General features: G+C 70.3%; 12 protein-coding genes. 5 read left to right on the top strand and 7 right to left on the bottom strand.

The features are described from left to right. Positions 1-143 precede the first annotated feature (143 nt). A complete protein-coding gene (locus G555_RS0100350) occupies positions 144-845 on the top strand; it encodes a TetR/AcrR family transcriptional regulator (protein ID WP_028707335.1) in 702 nt (233 codons plus the stop codon). Positions 846-926: 81 nt separating this feature from the next. On the opposite strand, the gene meaB is transcribed toward G555_RS0100350, so the two are convergent. The 6 genes from meaB to G555_RS22085 form a co-directional block, all read right to left on the bottom strand. Further along, positions 927-1940: a methylmalonyl Co-A mutase-associated GTPase MeaB gene (gene meaB, locus G555_RS0100345; RefSeq protein WP_036920520.1), complete on the bottom strand. Its 1014-nt coding sequence runs from the start codon at positions 1938-1940 to the stop codon at positions 927-929. An 11-nt stretch (positions 1941-1951) separates the two neighbouring features. Continuing rightward, positions 1952-4147 carry a methylmalonyl-CoA mutase gene (scpA, locus tag G555_RS0100340; protein WP_028707333.1) on the bottom strand — a complete coding sequence of 732 codons (2196 nt, stop codon included), beginning with the start codon at positions 4145-4147 and terminating at the stop codon, positions 1952-1954. Then, the gene (locus tag G555_RS0100335) at positions 4144-5976 is read right to left on the bottom strand and encodes a methylmalonyl-CoA mutase family protein (RefSeq protein WP_028707332.1); all 1833 of its coding nucleotides are present in this window, start codon (positions 5974-5976) and stop codon (positions 4144-4146) included. The genes scpA and G555_RS0100335 overlap by 4 nt, the downstream gene beginning before the upstream one ends. 121 nt (positions 5977-6097) lie before the next feature. Further along, positions 6098-7315, bottom strand: coding sequence for a phosphotransferase (locus G555_RS0100330; protein WP_028707331.1), 1218 nt, complete (start codon positions 7313-7315; stop codon positions 6098-6100). Positions 7316-7430: 115 nt separating this feature from the next. After that, the gene (locus G555_RS0100325) at positions 7431-8756 is read right to left on the bottom strand and encodes a hemolysin family protein (protein ID WP_028707330.1); all 1326 of its coding nucleotides are present in this window, start codon (positions 8754-8756) and stop codon (positions 7431-7433) included. Positions 8757-8898: 142 nt separating this feature from the next. Beyond that, entirely contained in the window at positions 8899-9096 is a 198-nt protein-coding gene (locus G555_RS22085; RefSeq protein WP_156887352.1) for a hypothetical protein, read from the bottom strand. On the opposite strand from G555_RS22085, the gene G555_RS0100315 reads away from it, so the two are divergent. Then, the gene (locus G555_RS0100315) at positions 9095-10405 is read left to right on the top strand and encodes a UDP-glucose dehydrogenase family protein (protein WP_028707329.1); all 1311 of its coding nucleotides are present in this window, start codon (positions 9095-9097) and stop codon (positions 10403-10405) included. The genes G555_RS22085 and G555_RS0100315 overlap by 2 nt on opposite strands. A 363-nt stretch (positions 10406-10768) precedes the next feature. On the opposite strand, the gene G555_RS0100310 is transcribed toward G555_RS0100315, so the two are convergent. After that, a complete protein-coding gene (locus G555_RS0100310; RefSeq protein ID WP_028707328.1) occupies positions 10769-11875 on the bottom strand; it encodes a 2-aminoethylphosphonate--pyruvate transaminase in 1107 nt (368 codons plus the stop codon). A gap of 234 nt (positions 11876-12109) precedes the next feature. On the opposite strand from G555_RS0100310, the gene G555_RS0100305 reads away from it, so the two are divergent. The 3 genes from G555_RS0100305 (at position 12110) to phnE (ending at position 15670) form a co-directional block, all read left to right on the top strand. Next, the gene (locus G555_RS0100305) at positions 12110-13027 is read left to right on the top strand and encodes a phosphate/phosphite/phosphonate ABC transporter substrate-binding protein (protein ID WP_028707327.1); all 918 of its coding nucleotides are present in this window, start codon (positions 12110-12112) and stop codon (positions 13025-13027) included. A 97-nt stretch (positions 13028-13124) separates the two neighbouring features. Next, entirely contained in the window at positions 13125-13979 is an 855-nt protein-coding gene (phnC, locus tag G555_RS16950; RefSeq protein WP_211223115.1) for a phosphonate ABC transporter ATP-binding protein, read from the top strand. After that, complete coding sequence (gene phnE, locus G555_RS0100295; RefSeq protein WP_028707326.1) at positions 13976-15670, top strand: phosphonate ABC transporter, permease protein PhnE; 1695 nt, start codon at positions 13976-13978, stop codon at positions 15668-15670. The genes phnC and phnE overlap by 4 nt, the downstream gene beginning before the upstream one ends. The last annotated feature ends 8 nt before the right edge of the window (positions 15671-15678 follow it).

The raw sequence follows: 15678 nt of genomic DNA, 5'->3' as shown, positions 1-15678 counted from the left end.
GAACACCGTTCACGATTCAGGCCTACCCCTCATAGCGTGGAGGGTTTGTGTTGGTAGTCCAACATCAACCCTCCACGCCAGGAAGGTTCGATTCCGGCAAGCGTGGCAGAATGCAAGAACACCGTTCACGATCTGGGGGGAACATGGGGGTTCGGGCCGAGCGCCGGGAGACCACACAGCGAGCCGTGCTGACCGCAGGCCTGCGCCTGCTGGCCGACGGCGGCAGCGATGCGCTGACCGTGCGAGGGCTGGCGCGCGAACTCGACCTCGTGCCGTCCGCGCTGTACCGGTACGTCGCGAACCGCGACGACCTGCTCACGATGCTCGTCGCGCACGCCCATGGCGATCTGGCCGACACCGTCCAGGACGCCCACGACCGCGTACGAGCCACAGACCTGCACGGACGGTGGCGCGCCATCGCCCACGCGATCCGGGACTGGGCGTCGGCCCATCCGCACGAGTTCGCGCTCATCTTCGGCACCCCGGTGCCGGGCTACCACGCCCCCGCCGAGCGGACGACCGAACCCGGCACGCGGGTCCATCTCCTCCTCGCGCACCTGGGAGCCGACGCCGCGGCGGCCGGTCGGCGACCGCCGGCCGCCGACTCCTACCGCGACGCGGCGGAACGGGCGCTCCCGGCCGTGCAGACGTTCCTCGCCGCCGATGGCGTGACGCTGGGCCCGGAGTGGATCCTTGCCGGGCTCGCCGCCTGGCACCTCGTGATGGGCGCGGTGATCAGCGAGCGGTTCGGCCACCTCGGTGAGAGCGTCGAGCCGGACGCCTACTTCGACGGCATCGTCCGCATCGGCGAACGGATCCTCCTCGGGCCCGCGTGCACGTTGTGACCAATCACGGGTGCCGGAGGGCAGAACCCTCGCAGAAGTGACCAACTGCCCCCGGACAGCGCGCGTGTCGGAACCCGGCCGTCAGTCGACGGCCGCCTCGCCGGGCCACAGCGCGCCCACGTCCATGACGAACGCCTTCACGATCTCCTCGGCGCCCTCCAGGGCGGACAGCTCCCCACCGGTGATCTCCGCCTCGATGCTGGGGACGACCGACTTCACCCGCGCCGACCGCTTCACCCCGTCGAGGATCTCGCCGTTGACGAGCGACCACAGCCAGTCGAGCTGCTGGGCGGCACGACGCTTGGCCAGCCCGTCGCCCACCTCGAGGTACTGGCGGTGCTCCAGGATCGCCTCCCACACCTCGTCGAGACCCATGCCCGTGTACGAGCTCGACGTCAGGACCGGTGGGCGCCGCGCGTTCGGATCGGACGTGATGAGCTTCATCGCGATCCGCAGCTCGCGGGCGGTCACGCGGGCCTCGCCCTCGTGGTCGCCGTCGGCCTTGTTGACCGTGATGACGTCGGCCATCTCGAGGATGCCGCGCTTGATGCCCTGCAACTGATCGCCGGCACGCGACAGCGTCAGCAGCAGGAACGTGTCGACCATGCCGGACACGGCGACCTCGGACTGCCCGACGCCCACCGTCTCGACGAGGACGACGTCGAAGCCGGCCGCCTCCACGACGATCATCGACTCGCGGGTCGCACGCGCGACGCCGCCCAGATGCCCGGCGCTCGGCGACGGCCGCACGAAGGCGGAGTCGCTCGCGGCCAGCTTGGCCATCCGGGTGCGGTCGCCCAGAATGCTCCCACCCGTGCGGGTGGACGACGGGTCGACGGCCAGGACGGCGACCTTGTGTCCCTGCCCGATGAGCTTCATGCCCAGGGCGTCGATGAAGGTCGACTTCCCGGCCCCGGGCACGCCCGAGATGCCGACACGGACCGAGTTGCCCGCGTGCGGACGCAGTAGCCGCAGCATCTCTCGCGCGCGCACACGATGATCGGACCGGCTGGACTCCACCAGCGTGATGGCCCGGGCGATGTGGGGCCGGGAACCGGCGAGCACCTGCTCCGCCAGTTCCGCGGCACCCATCATCTGGCCACGCACTACTGCTGAACCTCCTGCTGGGCGCGCAGCTTCTTCAACACCTCGACCGCCGCGTCGGGGATGACCGTCCCGGGCGGGTAGATCGCATCGGCGCCCGCCTCCCGCAACTCGTCGAAGTCCTGCGGGGGGATGACGCCGCCGACGACGATCATCATGTCGGGACGACCGCGGTCGTCCAGTTCCTTGCGCAACGCCGGCACGAGCGTCAGGTGACCGGCAGCCAGCGACGACACGCCGACGACGTGGACGTCGGCCTCGATGGCCTGCCGCGCCACCTCGGCCGGGGTCTCGAACAGCGGGCCGACGTCGACGTCGAAGCCGAGATCCGCGAAGGCCGTCGAGATGACCTTCTGCCCACGGTCGTGGCCGTCCTGGCCCATCTTGGCGACGAGGATACGGGGGCGACGGCCCTCCGCGGCCTCGAAGTCCTCGACGAGCTTGCGCGCCTCGGCCACCTTTTCGTTCGACCCGACTTCGGTGCTGTACACGCCACTGATCGTACGGATCTGCGCGGTGAAGCGCCCGAACACCTTCTCCAGCGCGTCGGACACCTCGCCCAGGCTGGCCTTGGCACGGCACGCATCGACCGTCAGCTTCAACAGGTTGCGGTCCGGATCGGTCGAGTCGGGGTTCGCCGCGGCCCAGGTCAGCTTCTCCAGCGCCGCCTGGGTGGCGGTCTCGTCCCGCTCGGCGCGGAGCTGCTCCAGCTTCGCGATCTGCTCCCCGCGCACCTTGCGGTTGTCGACCTTCAGAACCTCCGGCGTGACATCGTCCTCGACGCGGTACTTGTTGACGCCGATGAGCGGCTGCCGGCCCGAGTCGATGCGGGCCTGGGTCCGCGCGGCGGCCTCCTCGATACGCATCTTCGGGATGCCGGCCTCGATGGCCTTCGCCATGCCGCCGGCCGCCTCGACCTCCTGGATGTGGCCCCAGGCCTTCTTCGCGAGCTCGTAGGTGAGCCGCTCGACATAGGCGCTGCCGGCCCACGGATCGACGACGCGGCAGGTGCCCGACTCCTGCTGGATGAAGAGCTGGGTGTTGCGGGCGATCCGCGCCGAGAAGTCGGTCGGGAGCGCGATGGCCTCGTCCAGGGCGTTGGTGTGCAGGGACTGCGTGTGTCCCTGGGTCGCCGCCATGGCCTCCAGGCAGGTGCGCCCGACGTTGTTGAACACGTCCTGCGCGGTCAGCGACCAGCCCGACGTCTGCGAATGGGTCCGCAAGGACATCGACTTCGGGTTCTTCGGCCCGAACTGCCGCACGAGGCGCGCCCACAGCAGACGCGCGGCACGCATCTTGGCGACCTCCATGAAGAAGTTCATGCCGATCGCCCAGAAGAACGACAGCCGCGGCGCGAACTGGTCGACCTTCAGCCCCACCGACTCCCCGGCCCGGATGTAGTCCACACCGTCGGCCAGCGTGTAGGCCATCTCGATGTCGGCGGTGGCCCCGGCCTCCTGCATGTGGTAGCCCGAGATCGAGATCGAGTTGAACTTCGGCATGTTCGCGCTGGTGAACGCGAAGATGTCGGAGATGATCCGCATCGACGGGGCAGGCGGGTAGATGTAGGTGTTGCGGACCATGAACTCCTTGAGGATGTCGTTCTGGATCGTGCCCGCGAGCTGCTCCAGCTTCACCCCCTGCTCCTCGGCCGCCACGATGTACAGCGCGAGCACCGGGAGCACCGCGCCGTTCATGGTCATCGACACCGACATGGAGTCCAGCGGGATGCCGGCGAACAACTGCCGCATGTCGAGGATCGAGTCGACGGCCACGCCGGCCATGCCGACGTCACCGGTGACCCGCGGATGATCCGAGTCGTAACCGCGGTGGGTGGCGAGGTCGAACGCGATGGACAGGCCCTTCTGGCCGGCCGCGAGGTTGCGGCGGTAGAAGGCGTTCGACTCCTCGGCCGTGGAGAAGCCCGCGTACTGGCGGATCGTCCACGGCTGGTTGACGTACATCGTGGCGTACGGGCCGCGCAGGAACGGCGGGATGCCCGGGTAGGTGCCGAGGAAGTCGAGACCCTCGTACGCCTCGTCGCCGAACAGCGGCGGAACGAGGATGTGCTCCGGCGTCTGCCAGCCGTGGCTGTAGTTCGGGACACCGGCGAGGAGTTCCTCGTACTGCGCCTCCGAGTCCGCCGGGGCCTCCATCGCGCCCAGGTCCACGGCGTCGAACCGCGGGATCGTGCTCATTTCGCAACTCCCAACTTGTCGAGCGCGTCGCCCAGGAAGGCGACGACGTCCATTCCGGCGAAGACCTCGCCGTCGAGGACCGTGTCGGCCTCGGCGGACGCGGCCTCCTTCCTGCTGCCGGCGATGTAGACGGTCTCGACGCCGGCCTCCTTCAGCGCCGTGGCGACGGGGATCGCCTGCTCGGCGTAGACCTTGCCGGACGAGCACAGGACGGCGAACTTCCGGCCCGCCGCTCGCGCGGCGATCTCGGCAGGCGTCCCGCCCTCGCTGGACGGCGTCGCGATGCCGCCGACGTTGAGCAGCGCCGTGGTGAACATCTCCCGCGGCCCGAAGTCGCGACGCGCTCCCAGGCACGCGAGGAAGACCTCCGGCGCACCCGTCGCGGAACGATCGCGCAGCGCCTCGAACACCTCGGAGTCACGGACCGGCCGGAGGCCTCCGAGCTCGGGAGCGGCCGGCCGCGGGCGTACCTCGACCTCGGGCTCGGTGGTCTGGGGGAACATCGAGACCCCGGTGATCGGCTGCGTGCGCTTCGCCAGGCGCGTGGCCCGTTCGGCGTTCGCCTCACCGATCTGGTCGGCGACCTTGCCGCTCGCCAGCGCGGCGATCATGCCCTCGGACTCGATGTCCTGCACCAGCGCCCACGCCTTGTCGCCGAGCTGCTTCGTGAGCGCCTCGACGTACCAGGAGCCGCCGGCCGGGTCCGCGACGCGCCCGATGTTGGACTCCTCGCTGACCAGCAACTGGACATTGCGCGCCATGCGGCGGCTGAAATCGGTGGGCAGCCCGTGCACGGTGTCGTGCGGCAGCGTCGTGATCCGCTCGGCACCGCCGACGGCCGCGGCGAACGCGGCGATCGTGATGCGCAGCAGGTTCACGTACGGATCATCGCGGGTGAACATCCGCCGCGAGGTGACGACGTGCTGCAGCGCGGCGCGCTTGCCGGCCGGTACGCCGACGACCTCGCCGACACGTGCCCACAGCGCGCGCAGCGCCCGGAGCCGGGCGATGGTCATGAACTGGTCGGCGTCGGCGCTGACCTTGAACTGGATCTGCGAGAAGGCCACCTCGGGCGCGATCCCGGCCGCCTCCAGGTCGCGCAGGTACTCGATGCCGGTCGCGATGGCATAGCCGAGCTGCTGGACGTCGCTCGCACCGGCGTTGTCGTAGGGCAGGACGTCCACCGTGAGCGCCCGCACATGGCCGTAGCCGAGGGCGATCTGGACCCACTCGCGATGCGGGCCGAGGTCGGCGGCGGTTCCCTGGAGCGCTGCCTGCGCCAGACCGTCGATGCCGAAGTTGCCGTGCATCTTGGCCGGGTCGTTGCCCTCCCAGAAGTCCCTGAGAGCGGTGGCTGCGGCCACATGGTCGGTGAGGCTGCTGACCGACAGGGGCGCCAGCTCGGGCCGGAACCCGTTCAGCGCGGCCGGGACGTCGGCGGGGGCGATGGCGTCGGGGTCGATGCGCAGGTGCAGCGCCGTCGCGCCCCGCTCCATGTCCTTCAGCACCTGCTGGTTCGTGAAGGCCACGTCGGGGTCCTCGTGGAGCTGGCGGACGTCCCAGGTCTGGACGGCGCCCGTGCGGACCCTCGCGCCGCGGGTGAACGGCTCCACCCCGGGATGCCCGAGATGCTCCTCGAGGCGCGTGTACAACGGTTCGATGGTCAGCCCATCAACGGTGACGGTGCGCAGGCGGGTCATCGCCTGCTCGATGGTGAGTTCCTTACCCTCCGGCCGCCTTCTGTTGAGGACCTTCAGGACTTCAGCCTCCCAATCCTCTCGTGTGGGGGATGCGAAGTCGCTGGCTAATTGCAGCGGTGTGTCGGTCATGGGCACGAGCCTAGTCCGCAAGGTTCCGACCGCGCTTCCGCTCCTGGAGATTACCGAGGCACCTTGGTGCGGGGGTCCGGGTGGTAGGGGGTCAATCGTGACGGCGGACGGAGGCTCCGCCTCAGGTGACCTGCCGCACGAGCGCCTCGGCGGCATCCACGATCTTCGACGTCTCCCGTTGCCAGTTCGCCTCCTGGGTCCGGAACGGGCCGGTGGCCAGCGAGATGATGACGGCCGCCGCCCGCAGTCGCAGCTCGGTCGGGTCGACCCGTTCGTCGAAGACCGGCACCCATGCGCGGATCAGGCTGTGCACCCTGGACGCCTGCTGGTGGTTCATCCGCTGGACCGTCGACAGGTGGGCGATCAGGCACGCGAGGTCGTCGGCCCGCGACCCGGGACCGGCCGTGTCGACGTCGAGGATCCCGCAGATCCGTCCCCCCATGACGTGAAGCTGCCCCTCGTGGAAGTCCCCGTGGGTGGGTTCGGAGCCGGGCGGGATCGGTTTCAGACCGGCCTCGATCTGGCGCACCATCCATGCGAGCCGGCGCTCCTGGCCCGGCAGCGCCCGCGTCACCATGGTGGCGTAGTGGGCGACGGCGTCCGCCCAGGGAGGACGGCGCTCCAGGCCCGCGATCCCGGCCGGCATCGAGTCGAGGACCTCGATGAGGTTCTCGGCCGTGCACGGATCCTGCGGCTCGAAGACCGCCCGTGCCAGCGGCACCCCGGGCAGTCGTCGCAGCACGAGCAGGTTGTCGGGGGTCGCGGCCGCGATGACGGGGGCGGGGACGCCGGCTCCGAGGAGCAATTCGTGGCGTCGCTTCACGGCGGCGAACGGGCCGGGACGGAGCACCTTCGTGTACAGCACGGTGCGGTGCCGCGCGACCGTCGCCTTGAGCACCGCCCGCCGCCGCGGACGGTAGCCGATCATGTCGAGGCGGACGTCCTCGGGCCGGATCCGGAAGGTGAAGACGCGGGACTCGTTGAGGATCGATGCCATGTCGTCGGCGTAGGCCGCCCGCACGAGGCCGGGGAGATCCGGGTCCTTCGGGTACAGCCACACCGCGACCTCGCGCTCGCCGTCGAAGAACACCTCGGCCCTGTGATCGCCGCGGGTGAGCCGCCCGGCACGGGCGCTCGCGCCGAGCAGTTCCTCGCGCCGGCCGTACGCCCAGTCGACGACGGCGGCGTAGGTCGCGGTCGTCGACAGTCCGGGATTGGCGTCGACATGGTCCAGCCGCCACGACACGAGGCAGCCGCCCGCGTGCTCGACCGCGGTGCGCAGGAGGTCGCCGACGTCCGGGGAGGTGAGCAGGAGCGACCCGTCGGGATCGTACGCCACGCCGGGAGCCTACTGCTTTGCCCAGCCGACCCGTCGAACGCTCCCAAGCTGGCGGAAAAGCGCCGAAATCCGGCGGTTTGAGAGCGTTCGGCGCATGTCGAGGAGGGGAGCGGCGTCAGGAAGGGACGTCGTCGGCCGTCCCGGGCGCGATCCGGCGGACGAGCAGCCGCGCCGCGCGGCGTCCGTCGAGCGCCGTCACGGTCATCTCCACCCGGACCCGCTCGGAGGAATCCACGACCGGCAGGTCGACCTCGATCGCGTCGCCCACGGAGGGCAGCCGCCCGATCCGGGCCATGAGGTACCCGGCGATCGTGTCGTACGGACCCTCCTCCAGGATGAGACGGGTCCGCTCCGCGAACTCCTCCAGGGTCATCAGCCCGTCGAGGTCGTTCGCCTCGAGCGGACCGGTCGCGTCCACCGCGTCGTACTCGTCGGTGATGTCGCCGACGAGCTCCTCGACCAGGTCTTCCAGACTGACGATGCCGGCCGTGCCGCCGTACTCGTCCTTCACCACCGCCAGGTGCGACCCCTGCTTGCGCATCTGCGTGAGCGCGAGCAGCACCCGCATGCTCTGCGGCAGGGCGAGGATCGGCCGGACGAGCTGGCCCACCGGGGTGTTGCGCGTTGCCGGATCGAGATCGAACAGGTCCCGGACGTGGACGAACCCGAGAATGTCGTCGGTCGTCGCCCCGGTGACCGGGTAGCGCGAGTGGGTGCCGCTGCGCACCTCGTTCAGGACCTTGTACGCGGGCAGGTCGCCGTCGAGGAAGTCCACCTCGGTGCGCGGCACCATCGCCTCCCGCAGGCTCACCTCACCGGCGGCGAACACCTCGTCCATGATCTGCCGCTCCTCGTCGCCGAGGGTCTGCGACTGGCCCACCATGGTGCGCAGCTCCTCGTCGGTGACCTCCTCGCGACTGGCCTTGGGATCGCCGCCGAGGAGCCTCACGAGGACGTCGGTCGACACGCCGAGGAACCAGATGATCGGCCGGGCGACCGTGGCGATGACGGAGACCATCGGCGCGAGACCCATCGCGAAGGCCTCCGCCCGCTGCATCGCCAGCCGCTTCGCCGTGAGCTCTCCGATGACGATCGAGAAGTACGAGATGACGAGCGTGATCACGACGAGCGCGAGAGGGGATGCCACGGACTCCGGCACGCCCCACCCCACGAAGACCGGTGAGAGTTCGTCGGCCAGCGTGGCGCCGCCGAACGACGCCGACAGGAAGCCGAACAGGGTGACGCCGATCTGCACGGCCGAGAGGAAGAGGTTCGGATCCTCCGCGAGGCGGACGACCGTCTGGCCGCGCTTGCCCTTGCCGGCCAGCCCCTTGATCTGGCTGTCCCGGAGGGACACCAGGGCCATCTCGGCCGCCGCGAAGACGCCGCCGATGACGATGAACAGCAGGATCAGCCCGACGTTCTGCAGCGTGTCAGCCATGTGGACCTGTCGACAACCGTCTGTCACTCACCCTCTACAGGCTAGCGGACCCCCGATCCGCCGGACGCTCCGCGACGTCCGGCGGCGTCCTGCACCAGAGCCGCTGCGCCAGGCTCGCGGCAGCGTGCATCATCCTGGGCGGTCATCTGCTCCAGGCATCGGGCGCGAACTCCTGCGCCCGCCGCGACCAGGCGCGGGCCGGGCGCGCCGGCGGGGCGATGCCGGCTCGGGGCCGCCGACCGGCTGCACCGAGGACTTCGGGCGCGGCGATCCGTGCGACGTGGCCGTAGGTGTCCACCGGGACGCGCGTTCCTCGCGCCTGTGGAAGCATGGGCGCCATGCCATTGAATGTCGCGGTCATCGGCACGAACTATCTCGGCGCGGCTCATGCCGCGGGCATGGCGGAGTTCGGGCACCGGGTCATCGGCGTCGACGTCGATCCCGGCCGCGTCGCGGTCCTCGCGTCCGGCCACTCCACGATCTTCGAGGAGGGCCTCGAGCCGCTCCTCGCCAAGCACACCGCGTCGGGCCGGCTGCGGTTCACCACCGACTATCGCGAGATCGCCGACTGGGCCGACGTCCACTTCCTGTGCGTCGGGACGCCCCAGTCGGAGTCGGGCGCGGCGGACCTGTCGCAGGTGTGGTCGGTCGTCGAGTCGCTCGGCCCGCTGCTGACGCGGCCCACCCTCATCGCCGGCAAGTCGACCGTCCCGGTCGGGACGGCGCCCCTCCTGCAGCAGCGCCTCGACCGGCTCGCGCCGGGCGCCGGGGTCGAGGTGATGTGGAATCCCGAGTTCCTGCGCGAGGCGTTCGCCGTCTCCGACACCCTCAGCCCCGACCGCATCGTCCTCGGCACCCGCAGCGCGCAGGCGCTCGAGACGATGCGCGAGGTGTACGCGATCCCGATCAGCGACGGCGTCCCCGTCGTGGAGTGCGACATCGCGACCGCCGAGCTGATCAAGGTGGCGGCGAACGCCTTCCTCGCCACGAAGATCTCGTTCATCAACGCCATGGCGCAGATGTGCCAGGCCGCCGGTGGCGACGTGACGCTGCTGGCGGACGCCCTCGGCCACGACACCCGGATCGGCAGGGAGTTCCTCAACGCGGGGCTGGGCTTCGGCGGGGGCTGCCTGCCGAAGGACATCCGGGCGCTCGCCGCACGGGCCGGGGAGCTGAGGGTGGACGTCCTCGCCGACTTCATCGCATCCGTCGAGGCCATCAACGAGGGGCAGCGCGCCGAGGTGGCCGAGCTGGCGATCGCGCAACTCGGCGGCGACATCGCCGGGCGGAAGGTGGCCGTCCTCGGGGCGGCGTTCAAACCCGGCACCGACGACACCCGCAACAGCCCGGCGCTGACCGTCGCCGACCATCTCGCCGCGGCCGGCGCCGACGTCTGGATCTACGACCCCGAGGCGCAGGTGTCCGGCCCGTCGTTCACCCAGGCCGAGACCGTCGAGGACTGCCTGCGCGACGCCGAGCTCGTCCTCCATCTCACCGAGTGGCCGCTGTTCCGCCAGCTCGATCCCGCCGACTGCGCCGGGCTGGTGAGGAACAGGGTGCTGATCGACGGGCGCCTCAAGCTCGACCGCGCCCGCTGGCAGGCCGCGGGCTGGAAGGTCGTCCAGATGGGCCGCGCCGCGACCCTGTGACCCATCCCGTCGCACCCTTCGGCGTGAAGCTCCCCGAAGGGGCTGCCTCCTCCTCGGGCACCTCCTCCGTCGCCATCTGCGGCCGCATACCAGCCAGGTTGCGAGGCATACCAGCCAGGTTGCTCCGGTCGCTGTGGGTGACCGCCGGGTTGTGAGGCATACCAGGCCCGGCGGAGGTGCCGTATGCCTCACAGACTGGCGGTCATCTCCCCTGGGTCGCCCTCACCGGGCCGGTATGCCTCACAACCTGGCGGTCAACACCGCCTGAGGACGGCGCGTGAGGACGGCACCGCGTCGACCCGGAGCGGGGCGCGCCCCGGGTCGAACCGGCCTCGCTCACCGCGGTTCGCCCCGCGGACGCCGTCAGGAGACGCGGGTGACCCCGGCCTCGGCGAGCGTGCGAGCGATCGCGTCGACGGCCTGCTCCATCTCGGTGCGGCCGATGGCCCCGATGCAGCCGACCCGGAAGGTCTCGACCTCGGTCAGCTTGCCCGGGTAGAGGATGAAGCCGCGCCGCCTCGTCCCCTCGTACAGGGTCCGGAAGTCATACCGCGGGTCCGACGGGGCGTGGAACGTGACGATGATCGGGGACAGATCCGCGGGATCGAGGAACGTCCGGAAGCCGAGCGCGCCCATCCCGTCCAGAAGGGTCCGGAGGTTGTCCGTGTAGCGGGCCAGCCGCTCCCGCTGCCCCTCCTCCAGGAACTGGGCAACGGCCTCGTCCAGGGCGGCGACGACATGCGTCGGCGGCGTGAAACGCCACTGTCCCGTGCGCTCCATATACGCCCACTGGTCGTACAGGTCCAGGGACAGGGAGTGGCTGCGTCCTTCGCAGGCGGCGAGGATCTCCGAACGGAGGAGGACGAACCCCATGCCGGGCACGCCCTCCAGGCACTTGCCGCTCGCCGCGACGAGCGCGTCGAACCGCAGCGCGCGGGCATCGAGCGGAAGAGCGCCGAACGAGCTCATCGCGTCGATGATGAGTCCCCGGCCGGTACGCCGGCACAGGTCGGACACCTCCTGCAACGGGTTGACGACCCCTGTCCCCGTCTCGCAGTGGACGTAGCCCACGTGCGTGATCGTCGGATCGGCCTCCAGCAGGCCGGCCACGACCTCCGGATCGACCGGGGCGTTCTCGGGCTGGACAGAGACCGTCGTCCGTCGTCCCATCAGCGTCGCCAGCCGGCCCATGCGCCTGCAGTAGGCGCCGTTGTCCAGCACCAGGAGGTGGCCGTCCCGCGGCACCACCGAGGCGACGGCGGCCTCGACGCTGAAGGTCCCGCTCCCCTGGAGCGGCACCACCACATGGGTGTCCCCGCCATGGACGATGTCCAGCAGTCTGCCCCGCACGCGAGCGGTGAGCTCGTTGAAGCCCGCGTCCCACGAGCCCCAGTCGCGCAACATCGCGAGCTTGGTGCGCAGAGTCGTCGTCAGCGGTCCCGGCGTGAGCAGGACATTGTCCCGATCCATGCGTCATCATCTCCATCTGCAAAGGCATATCTGCAGGCACGATCATCCAGATGGCCCATGACGGACGTCGGACGGCGAGGTTTCCGCACCGCAACACCCGCGCGACGCCCAGGTGTCCAAGACGACACAGGGCGCAACATCTGCTGAACGCTGTTGGAAAGCTCGCATCCCCCCGGCAGCGCGGCCCGACGGCGGTGCCACTGTGGCCTCGTCAATCGAATCCGAAAGGTCCAGATGAAAGCCAGATTCGTCGCCGTCCTCTCCGCTCTCCTCGGCTCGCTGCTGCTGGTCGCCGGAGTCACCGGCTGCTCCTCTCCGACGGCGGAGCCCACCACCGACGCGGGCACGTTCGCGGTCGATTCGAACACACTGGTCTTCGGCGTGGTGCCCGACTCGGTCAGCACGCAGACGAACTACCAGCCGCTCATGGACTACATCGCCACCAAGACGGGCAAGACGGTTCAGTACCACGAGTCCACCGACTACGCCGCGCTCATCGAGGCAGCGATCGCCGGCAAGATCGACGTCGCGTCGTTCTCCGGCTTCACGTACGTCACGGCGACGAACAACGGCGCCAAGCTCACCCCCATCTCGTCGATCATCACGGTCAAGGGCCAGGAGCCCGGCTACTACTCGATGGCGATCGCCCCGGCATCCTCCTCGATCACCTCGCTGGCGCAGTTCAAGGGCAAGAAGGTCTGCTTCGTCGACCCATCGTCCACCTCCGGCTACCTCTTCCCGAGCTACAACCTGCTGAACGAGGGCATCGATCCGACCACCGACATCACCCCCGTCTTCGCAGGCAAGCACGACGTCAGCGTCCAGAAGGTCGGCGAGGGCACCGAATGCGAGGCGGGCTTCGCCGAGGACAGCGAGGTCGCCAAGTCCGACAAGGTCAAGGTCATCACCAAGACGATGGTGCCGGGCGCGCCGATCGTGATGTCGAGCACGCTCCCGGCCGACATCCAGTCGCAACTCAAGGACGTCCTGCAGCAGGTCACCATCGACGACATCATCGCCGCCGGCGTGAGCGGAGCCGACACCGAGGCCTTCCGGAAGGTCTTCTACGCCACCTCGCCCGTGGACGATGCCTACTACGACACGATCCGCAGCATCTGCGAGAAGACGCAGGCCAAGCAGTGCCAGAAGTGAGCCACGGCTCACTCCGCCGCGTGCGCGGTGGCGCGACCATCGGTCGGGCCGCCGCGCCGCGTGCTTCCACCGTCCCCCACCCGGAAGGCGACCAGCGATGGACATGAACAAGACCGCCCGGCCCGACGGGCCCGTGATCTCGGTGGCCGGTGTCAGCAAGCGCTTCGACACGACCCTCGCCCTGGACGACGTGACCCTCGCCGTCCCGGCCGGGGAGGTCACCGTCCTGCTCGGGCTCTCCGGGTCCGGCAAGTCCACGCTGCTGCGTCACGTCAATGGCCTCGAGCAGCCCACGGCGGGCGCGGTCGAGGTGCTCGGACAGCCCGTGTCCTCGCTGTCCGGCCGCTCGCTGCGGACGCTCCGCAGCCGGATCGGGTTCATCTTCCAGCAGTTCGAGCTCGTCGGCTCGCTCACCGTCCTGGAGAACGTGCTGACCGGCTCGCTCGCCTCCGTCCGCGGCCCCCGTCTGGGCCTGTGGTCCTATTCGCGGACGGCCAGGCTCGCGGCGCTGGGCCATCTCGACCGCGTCGGCCTGCTGGGCCAGGCCTACCAGCGCGCCGACACCCTGTCGGGCGGCCAGCAGCAACGCGTGGCGATCGCCCGGGCACTGATGCAGGATCCCGAGATCCTCCTCGCCGACGAGCCCGTCGCGTCCCTCGACCCCGACTCGAGCCGTCAGGTCATGGATCTCATCCGCGAGATCGGCTCCGAGCGCAGCCTCACCGTCCTGTGCAGCCTGCACCAGGTCGACCTGGCGATCTCCTGGGCGGACCGGGTCGTCGGCCTGCGGCAAGGACGGGTCGTGCTGGACGCCGCCACCTTCGAGATCACCAAGGACGAGGTCATGCGGATCTACGGGCCGGCCGCGTCGGCCGCCGACATCGCCGCCCTCGAAGCCGTCGTCACCGAGCATCGGCCGGGTGGGCCGTCCCGCGTGAAGGTCGGCGAATGACCGCCCTGCACACCGCTCCCGGACGGGTGGACGATCCCGGCGCGAGGGACGTCGCCTCCCGCGCCCCCCGCCCCCCGGTGCCGGTCGAGCGGGTCGTCGCATCGCTCGTCCTCCTGGCGCTTGCCGTCGCGGCCGTGTGGGCGCTGCTGTGGATCCGACTGGACGTCGGCCGGATGCTGCTGTCCTGGTCGAACGCGGAGCGGTTCATCCGCCGGATCGGGGCGATCCAGTTCCCCGCGCCCGCCGAACTCGCCTATCAGACCGCGCTGACCGTCGGCCTCGTGGTGTGCGGCACGGCGCTCGCGGCCGTCCTCTCGGTCCCCGTCGCATTCCTCGCCGCGGCCAACACCACCCCGAACCCTCTCGTGCGCACGGTCGCGCGATTCGTCGGCGTCCTCGCCCGGGCCCTGCCGGACGTCGTGCTCGCGATGGTGTTCGTGCTCGTGTTCTCGCTCGGGACGCTTCCCGGCATCCTCGCCATCGGCCTCCACTCCGTCGGGATGATCTCGAAGATGTTCGCCGACGCCATCGAGCAGATCGACGAAGGCCCCCGCCTCGCGATCCGGGCGGCGGGCGGCTCCCGGCTGCAGGAGTACACCGCGGGCGTCCTCCCCCAGGTGCTGCCGTCCTGGGTGGCGACCACGCTGCACCGCAACGACATCAACCTGCGCGGGTCCGTGCTGCTCGGCTACGTGGGCGTCGCTGGTCTCGGGATGCAGATGTCCTACGCGTTCAAGGCGCTCGACTACGGGCTCGGGCTCGGGTACGCGCTCGTGATCTTCGCGCTGTGCGTGGTGATGGAGTTCATCTCCAGCGGCGTCCGCGCGGCCATGCTCGGCGCATCGTCCGGACGCCCTGCACGCCGGCCGCGATCCCGCCCGCAGACCGTCCCGTCGGACGTCGAACGCGCCTTGCGCCGTCCCTGGACGAGGGCGCGCACCAGGAACACCGGCTGGGGCTGGGCCGCAGTCGCCGTCCTGGCGGCGAGCGTGTGGGTGTGCGACATCGCCTGGGGCGACATCGTCACGGTCTGGGGGAGGATCCCGCCGGTGGCCGCGCAGTTCTGGCCGCCGGACGTCGGCGCGTACTCGCCGGGCCGGATGATGGGCGCGATGGGTGAGACCATCGCCATCGCGCTCGCCGCGACGCTCCTGTCGCTGGCGTTCTCGCTCGTGATCGGCTCGCTCGCGGCCCGCAACGTCGCCCCCAACCCGGCGGTGCGGGGCGGGGCACGGGTGCTGCTCGTGCTGATCCGTGCGATCCCCGAGATCATCTTGGCGATCGTCCTCATCGTCATCACCGGGCTCGGCGCGCAGGCCGGGACGATCGCGCTCGCCTTCGGCGGCATCGGCCTGCTCGGCAAGCTCATCGCCGACTCGCTGGAGGAGGTCGACCCGGGGCCGGAGCACGCGCTGACCGCGACCGGGGCGTCCCGCGGCCAGGTCTATGCGGGCGCCACCGTGCCGCAGGGGCTGCGGGCCGTGATCGGCCACACCTTCTACATGCTCGACACGAACCTCCGCGCGGCCACGACACTCGGCATCGTGGGCGCCGGCGGTGTCGGCTACTACCTGCTCAACGCCAGCCAGGGCGCCAACTACGGGCTCGTCACGACGATCGTGGGCATGATCCTGGCGGCCGTGCTCGTCGTGGAGTCGCTGGCGATGTGGATGCGCCACACCTTCCGATGACCCTGCCG

The organism is Propionicicella superfundia DSM 22317 (genome assembly GCF_000423465.1).
Taxonomy (GTDB): Bacteria; Actinomycetota; Actinomycetes; order Propionibacteriales; family Propionibacteriaceae; genus Propionicicella; species Propionicicella superfundia.
This window is presented reverse-complemented; position numbering and strand designations above follow the sequence as displayed.